General features: G+C 65.1%; 11 protein-coding genes. 6 read left to right on the plus strand and 5 right to left on the minus strand.

From position 1 onward, the window contains the following. Positions 1 to 18 precede the first annotated feature (18 nt). From GC088_RS09100 to GC088_RS09110, 3 genes are read left to right on the plus strand one after another with little or no spacing between them, the layout of a single operon-like run. Positions 19 to 786 (plus strand): ABC transporter ATP-binding protein, encoded by a 768-nt coding sequence (locus GC088_RS09100; protein ID WP_323958691.1) that lies wholly within the window; start codon positions 19 to 21, stop codon positions 784 to 786. A 3-nt stretch (positions 787 to 789) separates the two neighbouring features. Further along, entirely contained in the window at positions 790 to 3,270 is a 2,481-nt protein-coding gene (locus GC088_RS09105; RefSeq protein WP_323958692.1) for an ABC transporter permease, read from the plus strand. Between the two features lie 60 nt (positions 3,271 to 3,330). After that, the gene (locus tag GC088_RS09110; protein ID WP_323958693.1) at positions 3,331 to 3,846 is read left to right on the plus strand and encodes a hypothetical protein; all 516 of its coding nucleotides are present in this window, start codon (positions 3,331 to 3,333) and stop codon (positions 3,844 to 3,846) included. 88 nt (positions 3,847 to 3,934) lie between these two features. On the opposite strand, the gene metG is transcribed toward GC088_RS09110, so the two are convergent. Next, entirely contained in the window at positions 3,935 to 5,503 is a 1,569-nt protein-coding gene (gene metG / locus GC088_RS09115; protein ID WP_323958694.1) for a methionine--tRNA ligase, read from the minus strand. Positions 5,504 to 5,581: 78 nt separating this feature from the next. On the opposite strand from metG, the gene GC088_RS09120 reads away from it, so the two are divergent. Further along, a complete protein-coding gene (locus GC088_RS09120) occupies positions 5,582 to 6,127 on the plus strand; it encodes a hypothetical protein (protein WP_323958695.1) in 546 nt (181 codons plus the stop codon). Positions 6,128 to 6,317: 190 nt separating this feature from the next. Next, entirely contained in the window at positions 6,318 to 7,322 is a 1,005-nt protein-coding gene (locus GC088_RS09125; protein ID WP_323958696.1) for an AfsR/SARP family transcriptional regulator, read from the plus strand. A 380-nt stretch (positions 7,323 to 7,702) separates the two neighbouring features. Here GC088_RS09125 and GC088_RS09130 read toward each other — a convergent pair whose 3' ends face one another. Further along, entirely contained in the window at positions 7,703 to 13,423 is a 5,721-nt protein-coding gene (locus GC088_RS09130) for a peroxidase family protein (protein WP_323958697.1), read from the minus strand. A 145-nt stretch (positions 13,424 to 13,568) separates the two neighbouring features. On the opposite strand from GC088_RS09130, the gene lepB reads away from it, so the two are divergent. Continuing rightward, positions 13,569 to 14,081 (plus strand): signal peptidase I, encoded by a 513-nt coding sequence (gene lepB, locus GC088_RS09135; RefSeq protein ID WP_323958698.1) that lies wholly within the window; start codon positions 13,569 to 13,571, stop codon positions 14,079 to 14,081. Positions 14,082 to 14,187: 106 nt separating this feature from the next. Here lepB and serA read toward each other — a convergent pair whose 3' ends face one another. From serA to ilvN, 3 genes are all read right to left on the minus strand, one after another. Continuing rightward, positions 14,188 to 15,777 (minus strand): phosphoglycerate dehydrogenase, encoded by a 1,590-nt coding sequence (gene serA / locus GC088_RS09140; protein ID WP_323958699.1) that lies wholly within the window; start codon positions 15,775 to 15,777, stop codon positions 14,188 to 14,190. Positions 15,778 to 15,984: 207 nt separating this feature from the next. Then, on the minus strand, positions 15,985 to 17,007 hold the full coding sequence (gene ilvC / locus GC088_RS09145) for a ketol-acid reductoisomerase (protein ID WP_323958700.1): 1,023 nt from the start codon (positions 17,005 to 17,007) through the stop codon (positions 15,985 to 15,987). 115 nt (positions 17,008 to 17,122) lie between these two features. Then, positions 17,123 to 17,635 (minus strand): acetolactate synthase small subunit, encoded by a 513-nt coding sequence (gene ilvN, locus GC088_RS09150; RefSeq protein WP_323958701.1) that lies wholly within the window; start codon positions 17,633 to 17,635, stop codon positions 17,123 to 17,125. Position 17,636 lies beyond the last annotated feature (1 nt).

Genomic DNA, 17,636 nt, shown 5'->3' on the forward strand with positions numbered 1-17,636 from the left:
TTTCCTAGCGTGGAAACCATGACACCAAACCTCTCGACGGCTACCGAGCCGTCTTCGCTCACCACGGCCGCAGTGGCCGCGCAGTCCCTGAACAAGTCCTACGGCCGGGACAACACAACCGTGCAAGCCCTTCGGGATGTCACCGTCGGTTTTCCGGCCGGACGTTTCACCGCGATCATGGGCCCATCCGGCTCCGGCAAGTCAACGCTCATGCACTGCCTCGCCGGGCTCGACAGCGCCGACTCCGGCAGCATCTCTCTTGGAGGCACCGAGATCACGGCCCTGTCCGATGCAGAGCTGACCCGCCTGCGGCGGGACCGGGTGGGCTTTGTATTCCAAGCCTTCAACCTCATCCCCACCCTCACAGCCGAACAGAACATCACCCTTCCCGTCGCTCTTGCCGGCGGATCCGTGGACCGGGACTGGCTGCGGCAGATCTCAAGCATCCTTGGCCTCGACGACCGGCTCAGCCACCGCCCACATGAGCTGTCCGGCGGGCAGCAGCAGCGGGTCGCCGTCGCCCGGGCGCTCCTGACACGCCCGGACGTGATCTTCGGAGATGAACCCACAGGCAACCTCGATTCCAGGTCCGGTGCTGAGGTTCTCTCGCTCCTGAGGCGCAGCAGCTCGGAAATGGGGCAGAGCATCATCATGGTGACCCACGATCCGATAGCCGCCTCCTACGCCGACCGGGTTGTCCTCATGCAGGACGGCCGGCTGGTCGGGGAGCTGGAGCGCAGCACGCCGGACGCCATCCTCGCGGCCCTGTCTCAATTGGGGGCATGAGCCGTGCTGACTGTAGCCCTTTCACAGGTGGCGCGGCACTCGCGCCGGTATATCGCCGTCGGACTCGCTGTGATGCTCGGCGTCGGTTTCCTCGCCGCCACACTGATGGTGGGCGGCACCACTACTGCCACACTGCAGAACAGCATCGGGGCTGAATATTCGAAGGCGGACCTCGTGGTGTCCAACGACGACGGCACTCCCCTGCCGCCGGACGCCGCAGCGCGGGCGCAGGACGTTGCCGGCGTCGCAGCCGTCCACGCCGAGGTCGGCAGCGCCATGGCGCTGCAGGCGTCGGACACTGCGACCATCGCCATGATCGACACCCTCGCTCCTCCCTCACTGGAGGCCCTGACCCTCACCGAGGGCAGGCTGCCCGAACGCAACGGTGAAGTCACTATCGATGCCACCGCGGCCGACCAGCTGGCAGTGTCGCTGGGAGACCCGGTCCAGGGCGCCGCGCTGACTGCGGCAACCCCCGATGAGAGCATCAAGGCCGGTGGAACGGAACTCAGGGTGGTCGGCATCAGCACTCCTTCCCACCATCCGTTCATGTCGGGCATGATCCACCTGCACGCTGTCGAAACGCAGGTCACCACGCTGGCCGCGGAGGCGTCGGCGTCGCGGCTGCAGGTCGCCCTAACTGACGGCGGGGATCCCGCCGTCGTCGGCCCAGTGCTTGCCCAGGCCGTGAACGACGCCGGCGCATCGGTCGCGGTGCTGACCGCTGCCGAGCAGACGACGGCGGATGTCGCCGCACTGTCCGGCGGGCAGGATCAGCTGACGATTGTGCTGTTGGCCTTTGCCGTGGTGGCCGTCCTGGTCACCGGGCTGGTCATCTCGAACACCTTCTCGGTCCTTGTAGCCCAACGCACACGTGAACTGGCGCTCCTGCGCTGCATTGGAGCCGACCGGCGCCAGATCCGGCGCTCCGTGTTGATCGAGGCTGCCGTCGTCGGCCTTGTAGCCTCAGCGCTGGGCGTACTGCTGGCCGTTGCTGTCATGTGGACGCTTGTCTCGATCGCGCGCGCCATACCGGGAAGCGAGTTCGCTACCCTTGCGGTGCCTGTGCATGCCGTCGTGGCGAGCATGGTGGTGGGCCTGCTGATGACTCTCGCCGCGGCCCTGGTGCCCGCACGGGCAGCCACCGCCGTAGCACCGCTTGCCGCGCTGCGCCCGGTGGACCATGCGGGCATCACCACACGGCGTGGCCGGCTGCGCCTCGGCATCGGCGTGGCCCTCGTCGTCGCCGGCGGCCTGATCCTCGCGCTTGGCGCCGCCCAGGCGAACCTGCTCATCGCGCTGCCCGGTGGCGTGCTGTCCTTCCTCGGCCTGCTGCTCTGCGCCGGTCTGTTTGTTCCTGCCCTCGTGACCCAGGCGGGCCGGCTCGCCCAGCCTTTCGGCGTCCCCGGTAGACTGGCTGCCGTCAACGCCGTCCGCAACCCCGGCCGAACCACGGCAACCGCCTCCGCGCTGCTGGTGGGAGTCACGCTGGTCAGCATGATGATGTCCGGGGCGCAGACATCGCGGACGGCCTTCGATAGCGCCCTGGCGCAGAACTACCCGGTGGACCTTGCCGTGCAGCTTGAAGGCGGCGACTCTGCGGAGGCCGCGCAGGTTCTCCGGTCACTGGAGGGTGTCGAGGCAGTGACCCGGCCGGCCGCCGTCGCCCGGGTATCCGGGGAGGACGGTGACCAGGTTGTCTACAGTCTCTCCCCGGCGCAGGCAAAGGAGGTGCTGCGTCCCGAGTCGGCCTCTCCGCGCGATGGCGCCGTGGTGATGCCCGACGGAACCGAAGCGACGAGTCTGGAAGTCACAGGCTCCGCAGGAAGCCGGACCTTCGATGTGGTGGTGGCGGAAAGCAGGACCATCGTCCCATTGATCACCGAGGCCGCCGCTGAACAGCTCGGACCGCTTGAGGAAGTGGACGGTAGCTCAATGCTCTGGCTCAAGCTGGACGATTCCCTCGAATCAGGCGACATCACGGCCCTGCGCACGGAGATCGTCGACGCTCTCGGCCTGCCTGAGTACCTGGTGTCGGGAGCAGCACTGGAACGCGCCACCTTCAACCAGATCATCGATGTCCTGCTGCTTGTGGTGATCGCACTACTGGCCGTCGCGGTACTGATCGCGCTGATCGGCGTCGCGAACACACTCTCGCTCTCGGTGCACGAGCGGACCCGTGAATCCGCCCTGCTGCGGGCCCTGGGCCTCACGCGTGGACAACTGCGCTCGATGCTGGCCGTCGAGGCCGTGCTGATTGCCGGCGTCGCGGCGTTGATCGGCGTGGGTCTCGGCATGCTGTACGGCTGGCTCGGCGCGCAGTCCGCGCTCGGCCTGGTAGCCGAAGTGACGGCGTCGTTCCCGTGGCTGCAACTGGCCGGAGTGCTGGCCGTCGCGATCCTCGCCGGGCTGGCTGCCTCGGTGCTGCCCGCTCGGCGCGCGACACGGCTGTCACCCGTCGAGGGATTGGCTGTGGATGGCTGACCTGTAGAAAGATTGCTTCACGGCCTGCGGACGCGGGCCGTGAAGCAGGCAGGAGGGTACGTGCACGCACAGAAAGCACAGGAGCAGCAGTGGCTGTTCCGCTACCTGGAGGATCATTTCCTCGGAGCGACCGGTGGGGTGCGCGCCTTTCAGGCCGCCGCCCGGACCTGGGCGGGCACCGAGCACGAGAAGACGCTCACGCGACTGCACGGGGAGATCAAGGCCGAGCGCCTCGAGCTTCGCAGGTCCCTCCGTGCGCAGGGGCACCGCCCCAATGCGGCCAAGATGGCGTTCGCACACGTCAGCGCCACCGCAGCCCGCATCAATCCCCTCAACGTCCGGCGATCCACCCGCGGGCCCGGCGCGCAGCTGGAGCTTGAGGCGCTGCAGAGCCTGGTGCGCGGGAAGCAGGCACTGTGGGAGACACTGCTCGCGCTGCTCGACGCAGGATGGACCTTCTCGGGCTACGACCGGCAGCGGCTGAACGAACTGGCCGAGCGCGCGCAGGGGCAGCAACGCGAGGTCGCTGCCATTATGACGTCCACGGCAGCGCACCGGTTCGGTTTCCGGCCCTGATCCTCCGCGTTTATTCGGTCACGATGCGTTCATTCGTCAGGACACACCCCTTTTGGTGGGCTATTCGGGGTGTGTCCTGCCGGATGAACTAGGCGTCGGCGGGCTCCTCGTACTTGGGGAACACCGGCGTGGGGGCCGGCAGCGCAACGCCCGGCACCAGCGGTGTGGCCAGCGCGTCAAAGCGGCGCGCGGCGTCGTCGTCCGTAGTTCCCTGGCCGAGCGCGGTCAGCAGCTTCGCAGCCCCGTCCGGCATGACGGGCTGGACCAGGATCGACACAATCCGCAGGACCTCGAGGGTCACGTAGAGTACCGTATTCATCCGGTCCAGGTCCGTCTTCCGCAGGACCCATGGCTGCTGTTCCGCGAAGTAGGCGTTGGTGTCGCCCAGCACCGTCCAGATTGCTTCAAGCGCGCGTGACAGCTCCTGGCGGTCGTACGCCGCCCGGCAAGCCTCAAGCAGCGTGTTGGCCGCGCCGAGAATCTTCTGGTCGGCATCGGACAACGACGACGGCGCAGGCACCATCCCGTTGCAGTTCTTGGCCACCATGGACAGCGAGCGCTGCGCCAGGTTCCCGAGGTTGTTCGCCAGGTCCGAGTTCATACGCGACACGATGGCCTCATGGCTATAGGACCCATCGGCACCGAAGGGCACCTCACGCAGCAGGAAGAAACGGATCTGGTCGCGCCCGTACTGGTCGATCCAGTCCTTCGGCGCGATCACGTTGCCCAGCGACTTGGACATCTTCACGCCGCGGTTGTGCAGGAAACCGTGAATCATGATCCGCTTGGGCAGTTCGATGCCGGCCGACATCAGGAACGCAGGCCAGTAGATGGCGTGGAAGCGGGAGATGTCCTTTCCGATCACGTGCACGTCAGCCGGCCAGTACTTGCGGAAGCGCTCAGATTCGGTGTCCGGGTAGCCGACGCCGGTGAGGTAGTTGGTCAGTGCGTCCACCCACACGTACATCACGTGCTTGGGGTTTCCGGGAACGGGCACTCCCCAGTCGAAGGTGGTACGGCTGATGGACAGGTCCTCCAGTCCGCGCTTGACGAAACTGATCACCTCATTGAAGCGCGAGTGGGGCGCTCCGAACTCGGGCTGGTCCGCGTAGAGGGCCAGCAGCCGGTCCTGATAGCCGGACAGCCTGAAGAAGTAGCTCTCCTCCTCCGTCCAAGTGACCTCGGTGTCGGTCTCCTTCGAGTACCGGATCCCGTCCTCGCGGACCTCGGTTTCCTCGTCGGTGTAGTAGGCCTCATCACGTACCGAGTACCAGCCCGCGTACTTGTCCAGGTAGATGTCGCCGTTGGCTTCCATGCGGCGCCACAGGTCCTGGGACGCTGCGTAGTGATCCGCATCCGTAGTCCGGATGAAGCGGTCGTAGGTGATGGCCAGGTCCGCGTGCGCCGCCTTGTAGACCTCCGCGTTCCGGTCCACGAGCTCCTTGGGGGTGATCCCCTCTTTCTCGGCCGTCTGTGCAATTTTCATGCCGTGCTCATCCGTGCCGGTCAGGAACATGACGTCGTGGCCGTCGAGCCGCTTGAAACGCGCAAGGGCGTCGGTTGCGACGTACTCGTAGGCATGCCCGATGTGGGGCACTCCATTCGGGTAGGTGATTGCCGTGGTGATGTAGAACGGGGGCTTCTGCGCAGAACTCACCCTAGAAAGTTACCCTGCCGCTCCTGCGTTGTCGCATCAGGCAGGGTTTTCCCATGGTGACGGGCGTTCACTATCTGCATGGCAAATCAGCTTGAGGAACGTCCCGTGGTCGGTCGGCGCCGGAAGGCAACCCCGAGGCACAGGGTCGTGATCCCTGCGGTACTCCTGCTGGGTCTAGCCGGCGGAGCAACCTGGGTGATGACCAACAACGTCGACGAGGAGCCCGCCACGATGCTGGGTGCTTCGGACAGCGTTCACGGCGGGCTCGCCCGTATCAACGGCATCCTGCCGCTGGAAAATGACGACTGGGTGCCGCCGTCGAACGCGGAGGCACTGGACGCTCCGGTAGCGGAAGGCGCGCACCGGGTGCGCATCCTGCTCCAGCTCACGGCGCTGGAGGGCGACGGCATCGACTTCCGCGCGTCGGACTACTTCATCGACGGGCTGGGTACGGGAGAACCGCGCGCTATCTGGTCCTCCCCGTCGGAGCACGACGCCGAGCAGGGCGAGACCATCGACGCCACACTCGTCTTCGAAATCCCGAATGAGGCGCTTGCACTGGTTCTCAGCGACGACGACGATACCCGGCTTTCGCTCGGAACCGACCACCATACGGGCGGCTGAAGAGGTACCTAAGTATCCCCGGCGGGTACTTAGGTAGTTACCCGGCCCCTACTCACACCAATTCGAGTAGTGCCCCTGATTCTTCCGGAATCAGGGGCAATTTTTTCGGGTAGGTCCTACTCAAGATCCAGAATCCGCCGATCCATACCTTTGATTTCGTTAGCACAACACGAAAGACGAGGTCTCGATCATGTTGAAGTCAGACACTTTCTCACCGGCACACTCTGGCTCACCTGCGGTTGCACCTGCCGCACAGGCGTTCCTCTCCGTACAGCTGATCGGGTCGCTTCGCATTCGTCGCGGAGACACCGAACTGAACGCCCGGAGCCTCGGCGGACCGAAGCCCCGGCAGATCCTGGAGATCCTTCTCCTCAGCCTGGGCACGCCGGTCTCCAAGGACCGCCTGATCGAGGTGCTGTGGGAGGGGAACGCACCGGCAGAAGCCCTTCCGACCCTGGAAAGCTATGTCAGCGTCCTTCGCCGCAACATCCAGCCCGGAGCCGGCAAGCTCGGACCCCTGCGGACGACGACGGGTGGTTACGTCATGGACGCATCCATGGTGAACCTGGACGTCTTCCGCTTCGACCAGCTCCTCCGGCAGGCACAGCAGAGCTCCCCCGAGGCTGCCCTGCCGCTGCTGAAGGAGGCTCTTACCCTCGCCACGGCACCGCTGCTCGGTGACGAACTGCTTCCCGCCTGGGCCGAGGATGAGAGAGCCCTGCACTCCGCACGGGTACTGGAGGCAACGGTACTCGCAGCTGAGACCGCAGCGGCCGTCGGTTCAGCAGCCGAGTCGATCGAGTGGGCACAGAAGGCCCTCGAGATGGACCCGCTTAACGAACGGGCTTGGCTGGCAAGGATTTCCGGCCTGGAGAGCACCGGGCGGTACGCCGAGGGGCTCCAGAGCTACGAGAAGTGCCGCCGGGCGATGGCCCGGGAGCTGGGCTGCACCCCCGGCCCCGGCCTGAAGGCCGCACATTCCCGGCTGCTGCAGGCGACGGCGGAGGATGAGGGCGAACTCTCCGATGTCCTTTCGGCCCTCCTGGTCCTGCACGGCCAGCTCAGCCGGACCGCCGCACCCGTGGCGCCGGCTGCTCCCTCCGCTGCGCCGGCCGCACAAAACGCACGGCAGTCCCTGCGGGAGGCATCACACGTGATCAACTCTTTCCTGATGCGGGCGATGGCCGCAGCGTAGCGGACCATAGTTGTCCTGGCAGGCAGCTACCGCCCAATGAAGTGCGGTAGCTGCCTTCAGGAACACTGAGGGGGCCTCCACCGAGAACGGCGGTGGAGGCCCCCTCCTTCATGTGCCGGCCCTGCCCGTATGCCAACGCTGCCTGTGTAGGTGGTCAGATTCACGACGCCGGATGCTGGTGGTTGTCCATGACGCCGGGTGCTGGTGGTCGTCCATGCCCGAGGCCGTCTGTGCTGGTGCACCGCAAACACGCCGCCTCAGCTGGTCGCCGCGCAGAACCACCTGCCTGACCTGGTGGTCCATCCACGACACGACAAGACCAGGGCGCCCGCCGTACGGCGGGCGCCCTGGTCTTGTCCGGTGCTTCAGGTGCAGTGCTGCTAGGCGATCAGGTAACCGTTCCAACCGCTGCCGAATGGGGTACGTGTGCCTACCCGTCCCGTGCCGGTCCCGGGGTAGAGCCACAGGCGGCCCGAGCTATCCCGCGCAACCAGGTCCGAGCGGTCGTCTCCGTTCAGGTCTCCGATTCCCGCCATCGTGAAACCCGTCCAACCGGAGCCGAACTGCGATCGTGTCTGGAAGCCGCCAGTACCGTTCCCCGGGTAGAGCCAGAGCCTGCCCGTGCTGTCGTAGGCGATGATGTCGGAATCCTTGTCGCCGTTGAAGTCTCCGGCGCTGGTCATTTGGAAGCCGCTCCAGCCGCTGCCGATCTGGCTTCGGGTCCCGAATCCGCCCGTGCCGTTCCCCGGGTAGAGCCACAGGCGGCCGCCCGAATCACGCGCCATCAGGTCGGAGCGGTTATCACCGTTGAAGTCGCCCGGCGCGGTGAGCGTGAAGCCTCCCCAGCCGGTGCCGATCTGCTGTCCGGCCTGAAGCGCCCCCGTGGTTGTGCCGCGGTAGAGCCAGAGCCTGCCCGTGGAGTCGTAGGCGAGGATGTCGGCGCGGCCGTCACCGTTGAAGTCAGGAGTAGCGATGATGCTTCGCATTCCCTGCCAGCCGGTCCCAAGCCTGGAACGGGACTGAAGCCCTCCCGATCCGTTGCCCGGGTAGACCCACAGGACTCCGGCGGTGTCGCGTGCAACCAGGTCTGCCCGCCCGTCACCGGTGAAATCCTCCTTCAGTGCCGGCGCAACGGGAGTCACACTGGCTGAGAGCGCCGAGTAGGCACCGGCACCAAGGGCACTCTGTGCCCGGACCTGGAACCGGTAGGCCGTGCCGTTGGTCAGCCCCGTGACCACCAGGCTGCGTGCCGTCGCAGCGGCAGTGCGTGGTGTTCCCACTGGCTGCCCGGCGGCGTCGACCACCTGCACGGCGTACCCGGTGACCGGGGAGCCGCCGTCGGAGGTGGGTGCGGTCCAGTTCACGGTCACGGAGCGGTCACCGGCGGTCACGGCGCCCAGTGCCGGTACATCCGGTACTGTCCGCGGTGTCACCGCGGCTGAAGCCGCTGAGAGTGCTCCGTCGCCGTGGGCGTTCACTGCCAGAACCCTGAATGTGTAGGCCGTGCCGTTAGCAAGGCCGGTAATTTGCATCGAGGTTGCGGTTCCACTGACGGGAACGGTCTGGACGAGGGTCTCGCCGGCCAGCACCTGGACCTTGTAGCCCGTGATGGCGGTGCCGCCGTTAGGAGCCGGTGCTGTCCAGGACAGGTCTACCAGTCCGCTGCCCGCGGTGCCTGCAACACCGCTTGGTGCAGCCGGGACCACGTTGGGAGTCACCGGCGCCGACAGCGGCGAGAATCCGCTGGTACCGAGCTCGTTCAATGCTCGTACCTGGAAGCGGTACGCCTGGCCGTTGGTCAGTCCGGTCACGACCGTCGTGGTCTGGTTGCCCGGCACCGAACGCAGTGCTCCGACTGGAGCTCCGCTCGCATCCACTGCCCGGACCTCATAGGTGGTCACCGGCGAGACCGGTGCCGCCCATTCCACGGTCGCGGACCGGTCACCGGCAATGCCGGCGGCCTCACCCGGAACTCCCGGAGCCTGGGAATCCGCAAACAGGATCTTCTCGACATTGCGCAGGGTGTCGACGCCGTCGCCGTCGCCCAGAGCAGGGAGCGCATCGGGATTATCACCGAGGTGGGTGACCGTGGTGACGCTTCCGGGATCACCTGGCTTCGCACCGGATGGAACAGTGGTCACGGTGTAGTTGAGTTCGAGGTCGGAGAAGATAGCTGTATCCACATCGCCGGGCTTCCCGCCGTCGACGATCTCGCGGACAACAACGATGTTCGCGGGGTCAACCTCGCCGGCGAAGACGGCTGCCTGGAGCGTACGTGGATTATCCGCAAGGTACGGCTTGTCCATGCCCAACGCAGAGCCAATCTCGGTCGCCGCATCGTTCGGGTTGGTCCGGACGCTCAGGCGAACCCGGAGTTCCTTGTCGCCGTCGAGGATGTCGTTACCCGACTTGCCCTCCAGGATGTCGCTCCCGCCACCGCCAAGGATGATGTTTCCTTCACCCCAGATGCCGCCGTTGTCGGTTGCTCCTGCGGGCAGCAGCTCCTTGAGGCCCTTGATGCGGGCGGCGCCTTCGGCATCAACCCAGTTGTTGCCCGAGGTGCCCTCGCCCTCCACCAGCCGCGGTACAACATCGTCACCGCGGAGCACGTCGTTACGGCCGGCTCCGGACAGTCCTTCCACCTCGGCATACCGGTCTCGGAGAACGTTGGCGGGGAGCGGCACGCCCAGGAGGTCCAGGCTGAGGTCTGCGTCGGCAGGGAGGCTATCCAGCTGGTGCGATGACCAGTCGAAGCCTGCCGCACCGGCGTTCCGCTCGATGCCCGGGTCGGCGAGCAGGATGTCGTCGCCGCCCTCGGCGTCGTAGTCGTCATCGCCGTTACCGCCCAGCAGGACATCGTTGCCCGGCGTGTTCGGATCGTCGAAGAACGGGGCGCCGCTGTCACCCATGAGAAGGTCGGCGCCGTCGCCGCCCTGAATCCAGTCATCGCCGGCGTCGCCGCGGGCCATGTCGTTGCCGCCGCCGGCGATGATGAAGTCGTCATCCTCGCCGCCCATTACGTCATTGGTGTTGGCGCCGCCGTTCATGAAGTCCTTGCCGTCGCCACCGAGGACCAGATCAAGGCCGGGTCCGGCGTCCAGTGCATCGTTGCCTGGTCCACCCTTCAACACGTCGTCGCCTGCGGAGTCGGTGATGATGTCGTTGCCGTCGCCGCCGAGGGCGGTGTCACCGCCGTCGTTGCCCTCGATGATGTCGTTGCCTTCGTTTCCCAGGAAGGTGTCGTTATCGACGCCGCCCCAGATCCGGTCGGCTGCCGGCGTGCCGTTGAACACACTCTGACCGTTGATGCCTGCCGGGTCTACCGAGTTCGTGGTGCGGTAGCGGATGGTGCCGTCCGGCATCCGAATCAACAGCGCTTCCTCGTTGCACTCCGACAGTGGGTCGTCAAGGACGGTTGTGCCGTTGAAGGTCAGGCGTCCGAGTTCGAACTTGCAGTCGGAGGTTCCGAAGACATCTGCCTTCAGGGAGGTGGCGGTGGTGTTCCGCATGATGATCTCGGCGAAGGAGTTGCCCTCCAGCTGCGCAAACAGGTTCATACCGGGCGTGCGGGCCAGGTAGTAGAACCGGTCGCCGTTCTGCAGGTCGAGCATCTGCTGCTCGAACACGTAGTTGAAGGTGGAACCAAGCAGGCCGCCGAAGAGATTTGTGCGTTCGGCAAGGCCGCCCACCCACAGGTCAATCTGGTTGAGGCCGGTTTCCTTTCCGTTCCATGTTCCGACGCTGCCCATGAAGTCGGCGGCATCAGTCGGTACGGTTCCTTCCGCGGCATCAATCGGCGGATCCACGATCAGCCTTGCGGCGTCACGCTTTGCCTTGACGGTAGTGGCTCCCGTGATCGTGGGGTGCTGGCCGTAGGCAGCCACGAAGTTGACCAGCGATTCGGGGTGCTTGAGGTTCAGGCCGAAGTCAATCCAGTTGGTGTACGGCTTGAGCTGGCTGTCATTCGTGCTGCTGTAGATCTGCCGCCGCAGGTTGTTCAGTGACGGGATCCCGGTTTCGCGGGCACGGGCGATGTTGATTGCGGCGAGGTCCAGCGGCAGACCCAGCAGGTTGTTGCGCAGGGTCTCGGTGACAAACTCATCAAGTTCGTTGCCCGTCTGGTCGGACATGCCCATGGCGATTGCTCCGGCGGCCTCCTTCGAGGACAGCGGTGCACCGGAACCGTTGGCGGTGTAGGCCGGCGGGTTCAGGAACACGTCCAGCAGCGGCACATCGCTCGTGGTGCCGTCGGCGCTGGTCCTTGACACGGTATCGGTCAGCATCGAGTGCCCGAAGCGGTATACCGCGTGCGCGAACTCTGCGGTGATGGCGGGATTGACGTCGTCGTGGTAGGTCGAGAAAGGTTCGATGAGCGGCTGGACCTTGCGGGCGAATTCCTCGAAAGCCAGGTGCTGGTATTCCATCTCGGTGACGAAACGTGCTGCCTGAAAGAGGCGTTCTCCGTTCCAGCCCTCTGCTCCGGCAGCGGCCTTCCATTCCGCCAGCGCTGCAACGCCGCGGGTGGTGGTGTCGTTGGTGAGCGTGTTCTTGATGTCCTCCACCAGTCGGTTGTGCTCGGAATGGAAGACCTGATGGACCATGGTCAGCGCTACGTTCTCGTTGACTCGTCCATCGCCGGCCACGAAATGTGAATTGAGCATCTCGTTGTCGTACTCGGTGGTGCTTGCTGCGCCCGGAGGATTGATTGCGTCGTCGGCGTCGGGCACGAGACCCGCCTTGGGAACTGCGTTGTGCGCAATGTCATCGAGGAAGGACTCGTTCACCTTCAGCGCGTTGGCGGGAACGGCGACGGGTGCGGCAATGTTTCCCTCCACGAGGCCGTCAGAGGTGACGTACTGGGGCAACCCGCGAGCCGGGCCGGGGATGAACTTGCCGTACGGATCCACTGCAATCATCGGTACGTTGTGCACATCCATGTCGCCCAGCTGAAGGCCCAACTTGGTTGCTGCCTGCTGCTTCAGCATTGCCCAGGTGCCCATGCCGCCGTCGGCCGATTCAAGCAGCGCTCCGGTGGAGACCGGACGGTTGTCTGCATTGAGTGCGTACTCCCGCAGGAAGACGTGGTGGGACGGGTCGGAGCTGTAGGTCTGGGACTGGTCCACCAAGGGGCCGGTGCGGTTGGTCGCTTCGCGGACATCGTCTGCCGTGCCGAGCTTCCCGTCGGGGCCAGGCTGGTTGGTGGCCCGGGTCAGCACCATAAAGCGCTGGCGGGGAGGCAGATCGTCCGCGGTGTTCAGCTTCCCGTCGGCGCCGGGAATCAGCGGATCATCGGCCTGCAGCGGAATGAAGACGGAGCTGCCCGACTTGTTGACGAGGTCCAGGCCGTGGTCGAAGAACTGGCCGAAGATGGTGAAGAGGCCGTTGTACGGCGGTGACAGTCCCACGTCGGTGGTGATGTTCGGAATGAAGAGCGTCTCACCGGCCGGCACGCAGCCGGCAGGCAAGCCGTTCGCGTCACAGGGAACCACGTTGTCCGCGCCGGCCTGGGTGCGGACAGGGTACTGGGCAGCCGAGATGGCCGCCGGATTGCTGGAGGTCTGGTCCACGATCAGGTTGCTGATCACGCGGGGATCAGCGTCGACCACGTTGCCGGTGCCGTCGTAGGTGGTGGGACCAGGCTGCCGGATGATGGCGCCGTCGTCGGCGGCGAGGTACTCCGGCGTGCTGAGGCGTGGGAAAGCCTGGTTCGACGTTCCATACTTTCCGCGTTCGGCCTGCAGGTTGTTGCAGGAGCCGTCGACGGTGCGAAGGCCATAGGACACCAACGGGCCCGGAACCTGGTCGGGTCCGTTCCCCAGCAGCGCGCCACACGGGCCGGTTTCGGAAGTGGTGTTGCGGACGTGGGCCTCGGCGATTTTGATCTGTTTCAGGATGAAGGCGAGGTCAGAGGCAGTGACCTTGAACCCCTGGCCCACGGGCGCGGCGCTCGCGGGCGCCGCAACAAGCGGCAGATTGATGCCGGTGAGCATTGCCAGCGACGTCAGCGCGGCGAGGGTCCGACGAAACGGGAATACGCCCGGACGCGCCTTTGCGTCCGGGCGTTCACCGCGGGCCGATCGGGTGTAGCGGGACTGACTCATAATTCCTCCCCAGGAGACCATGCCGACGAATATTCGCCGGTCCCGCAAGAGTCCCGCACGTGCGTTATGAATTCCTTGGGATCGGCAGGGTTTCCCCAAGCACGTGGGCTCACACTTGAGCTGCGACGACAGGGAGGTGACTGGGATGGGTCAGGAAATGCGGGCGGCCGCTCGGAAGTTGCCGACACAAGGGTCCGGCACCTGGGCTGTGCGCATTTTCATCGCGGTGATGCTCCTACTCCTGGCCCTGCGGCTCTGGGTGGTCGAGCCGCTCTGGGTTTCCTCGCCGAGCATGGAACCCACCGTGCCCGAGGGAAGTGTTGTACTGCTCTACCATCACGGTTCGGTGAGCCAGGGAACCCTTGTCGGTTTCCGGGCTCCGGGCGGAGAAGGAGGCACCGTGCTCAAGCGGGTCGTGGCGGTCGGCGGGCAGACGGTGTCGATTGAGGACGCCAAGCTCTTGATCGACGGCATCGAAGTGGTGGAGCCTTTCGTGGACCACTCGCGGATCGACGGCACCTACTTCGGGCCTATCACCGTCCCGGAGGATTTCGTTTTTGTACTCGGAGACAACCGGGGCGCCTCCATCGACTCCCGGGAATTCGGTCCGCTGCCCCTTGAAGCGGTGGAGGGAACGGTCCTCTGGCCCGTTCCCTGATATATGTCTTGAGATAGAACGACCTTGTTAAACAGAACGACGGCGCCCCCTCAGCCAAGCGGGCGCCGTCGTTCTGTTATTCCTGGTCGTTCTCTGGTTGTTACGCCTAGTCCTGCAGGTCGACCTCGCGGGCGACGGAAGCTCCGATCGCTTCCTTCAGGTTCTCGAGCACATCCTGCGGAACCGAGCTGTCCACGGTAAGCAGGGACAGCGCCTGGCCGCCCTCCTTGCTGCGGGCGACCTGCATGCCGGCGATGTTGATGCCGCGCTCCCCCAGCACCTGGCCGAGGGTACCGATGACACCCGGACGGTCCTGGTACAGGATCACGATCAGGTGTTCGCTGATCGGGATTTCCAGGTCGTAGCCGTTGACACCCACGAGCTTCTGGATCTGCTTGGGACCGGTCAGGGTTCCGGCAACGGAGATCTGCGACCCGTCCGACAGTGCGCCGCGGATCGTCAGGACGTTGCGGTACTCCTCAGACTCGTCGGTGGTGACCAGACGAGTGTTAATGCCCCGCTGTTCGGCCAGGACGGGGGCGTTGACGTAGGAAACCTGCTCGGAGACCACGTCGGTGAAGACGCCCTTCAGCGCGGCCAGTTCCAGTGCCTTGACGTCGAGCGAGGCGATTTCGCCTGCTACCTCAACCTCGATCTGGGTAAGGGAGTCATGCGTGAGGGCGGTGAAGATGCGGCCGAGCTTCTCGATCAGCGGGATGCCGGGACGCACATCCGGTGCGATTACTCCGCCGGCGACGTTGACGGCGTCGGGCACGAGTTCACCGGCCAGGGCGAGGCGGACTGACTTCGCGACCGAGATGCCCGCTTTCTCCTGTGCTTCTTCAGTGGAGGCGCCGAGGTGCGGAGTAACCACGACGTTGTCCATCTGGAAGAACGGCAGATCGGTGCTGGGCTCCTTGACGAATACGTCCACGCCGGCACCGGCGATCTGGCCCTCCTTCAGGGCGGTGTAGAGGGCATCCTCATCCACGAGCCCGCCGCGCGCAACATTCACAACGTAGGCGCTGCTCTTCATCTTCTGGAAGGCTGCGGTGCCCAACATCCCGACGGTCTCAGGAGTCTTCGGCATGTGGATGGTGATGAAGTCCGACTGGGCCAGGAGCTCGTCAAGGGTGACGAGCTGGACCCCGAGCTGGGCTGCCCGTGCCGAGGTGACGTAGGGATCGTAGGCGAGGATTGTGGTCCCGAAGCCCTGCAGGCGTGCCGCTACGAGAGCACCGATTCGGCCCAGGCCGATGATTCCGATCTTCTTCTCGTAGAGCTCGATGCCCGAGTACTTGGACCGCTTCCACTCGCCGCCCTTAAGCGCGCTGCTGGCCTGCGGGATGTGCCGGGCGAGGCTCAGGATGTGTCCAACGGTGAGTTCGGCGGCCGAGATGATGTTCGATGTAGGGGCATTGACCACCATGACACCGGCCTGCGTTGCGGCCTTGATGTCCACGTTGTCCAGTCCCACGCCGGCGCGGGCGATGACCTTGAGCCTCGGCGCCGCCGCAATCGCTTCCGCGTCCACCTGGGTGGCCGAACGCACCAGGATGGCATCCACGTCGGCAATGGCGGCCAGGAGCTTCGAGCGGTCGGCCCCGTCGGTCTGTCGAATCTCGAAGTCCGGTCCGAGTGCGTCCACGGTTGCCGGCGAGAGTTCTTCAGCAAGGAGAACTACTGGTTTTTCCACGGGGTGATCCTTCGCGATGCTTTGGGCAGGAGAATTGGAGGGACATAGGTCGCCGAATAACGCCCAGTCTAGTCAGGAGCACTATAACGCCCACTTTGTTACCCACGATTTTGGGAATGGCGGAGTGAGATGAGTGCCACACACGGCAACGGCCGGGACGGCGAATGCTCGCCGGCCCGGCCGTTGCGTGAGCTATCCGATGAAGGATCAGCGGGCAGCGGAACCTTCTGTGTAGTCGTCCTCCGTCTTCCAGGAGAACAGCTTGCGCAGTTCGCGGCCGGTAGCTTCGATCGGGTGGTCCTCGCCCTTCTTGCGGAGCTCGAGGAACTCGGGCCCGCCGGCGTCCTGGTCGTCGATGAAGCGCTTCGCAAAGGCACCGCTCTGGATATCGGCGAGAACGGCCTTCATGTTCTCCTTCACCTCAGGGGTGATAACGCGCGGTCCGGAGACGTAGTCGCCGTACTCGGCGGTGTCGGAGACGGACCAGCGCTGCTTGGCAATGCCGCCCTCCCACATCAGGTCGACAATCAGCTTGAGCTCGTGGAGAACCTCGAAGTAGGCGATCTCCGGCTTGTAGCCGGCCTCGGTAAGGGTTTCGAAGCCGTACTGGATCAGCTGGGACGCACCGCCGCAGAGCACAGCCTGCTCGCCGAACAGGTCCGTCTCGGTCTCTTCGGTGAAGGTGGTCTCGATGACGCCCGCACGGGTGCCGCCGATGGCCTTGGCGTAGGACAGGGCAAGGTCACGGGCTTTGCCGGTGAAGTCCTGTTCCACTGCGATCAGGTCGGGGATACCGCGGCCGGCCTCGAATTCCCGGCGGACGGTGTGTCCCGGCGCCTTGGGCGCAACAAGCGCGACGTCGACATCAGCCGGCGGCTGGATGTAACCGAAGCGGATGTTGAAGCCGTGACCGAAGAACAGGGCGTCGCCGGCCTTCAGGTTCGGAGCGATGTCCTCTGCGTAGACGTGGCGCTGTACCTGGTCCGGGGTGAGGACCATGATCACGTCCGACTCGGCAACTGCCTCGGCGACGTTGACCACCCGCAGGCCCTCGGCCTCGGCCTTGGCGCGGGACTTGGAGCCTTCCTTGAGGCCGACGCGTACGTCAACGCCGGAGTCCCGCAGGTTCAGCGCGTGCGCATGGCCCTGGCTGCCGTACCCGATGACAGCCACAGTGCGGCCCTGGATGATCGAAAGGTCTGCGTCGTCGTCGTAAAACAACTGGGTCACTTGTATATCTCCTGTGTGATGATTCTTGCCGCCCACCTGGCGTGGACAAGCGGTTTCGGGTACTTGGTGCTGACGCCGGTTACTCCCGCAGTTGCAGGGGCACCAGCCGGTACGCCTAGGCGCTCCTCAGCGCGCGGTCGCTCATGGACTTGGCGCCTCGGCTGATTGCCAGCGTTCCCGACTGCACTATCTCGCGGATGCCGAACGGCTCCAGCACTGACAGCAGTGCTGAGAGCTTTTCGGCGGTGCCGGTGGCTTCGATGATCAGCGAGTCTGTGGACACGTCAACCACTGAAGCACGGAACAGATCTGCTGCCTGGGTTACCTGCAGCCGTGTTGCGGCATCCGCACGGACCTTGACCAGGATGTGGTCGCGCTGCACGGAAGATTCGGGAACAAGCTCAACGATCTTGATGACGTTGATGAGCTTGTTGAGTTGCTTGGTGACCTGCTCGAGCAGGTCACCCTCGGCCTCGACGACGACGGTGATCCGGGACATTCCGGAAACTTCCGTCGGGCCGACGGCCAGTGAGTTGATGTTGAAGGCACGCCGGGCGAACAGGCTGGCCACGCGGGTCAGCACGCCGGGAACGTCCTCGACCAGTACGGAAAGGGTGTGACGGGCCATG

This window comes from Arthrobacter sp. JZ12, assembly GCF_035189165.1.
Taxonomy (GTDB): domain Bacteria; phylum Actinomycetota; class Actinomycetes; order Actinomycetales; family Micrococcaceae; genus Arthrobacter_D.

Bases quoted from the DNA above. Each gene is read 5' to 3' on its own strand.
- GC088_RS09125 (WP_323958696.1), top strand. From the start codon at position 6,318: ATGTTGAAGTCAGACACTTTCTCACCGGCACACTCTGGCTCACCTGCG.
- ilvN (WP_323958701.1), bottom strand. From the start codon at position 17,635: ATGGCCCGTCACACCCTTTCCGTACTGGTCGAGGACGTTCCCGGCGTG.
- GC088_RS09130 (WP_323958697.1), bottom strand. From the start codon at position 13,423: ATGAGTCAGTCCCGCTACACCCGATCGGCCCGCGGTGAACGCCCGGAC.
- lepB (WP_323958698.1), top strand. From the start codon at position 13,569: ATGGGTCAGGAAATGCGGGCGGCCGCTCGGAAGTTGCCGACACAAGGG.
- GC088_RS09100 (WP_323958691.1), top strand. From the start codon at position 19: ATGACACCAAACCTCTCGACGGCTACCGAGCCGTCTTCGCTCACCACG.
- GC088_RS09120 (WP_323958695.1), top strand. From the start codon at position 5,582: ATGGCAAATCAGCTTGAGGAACGTCCCGTGGTCGGTCGGCGCCGGAAG.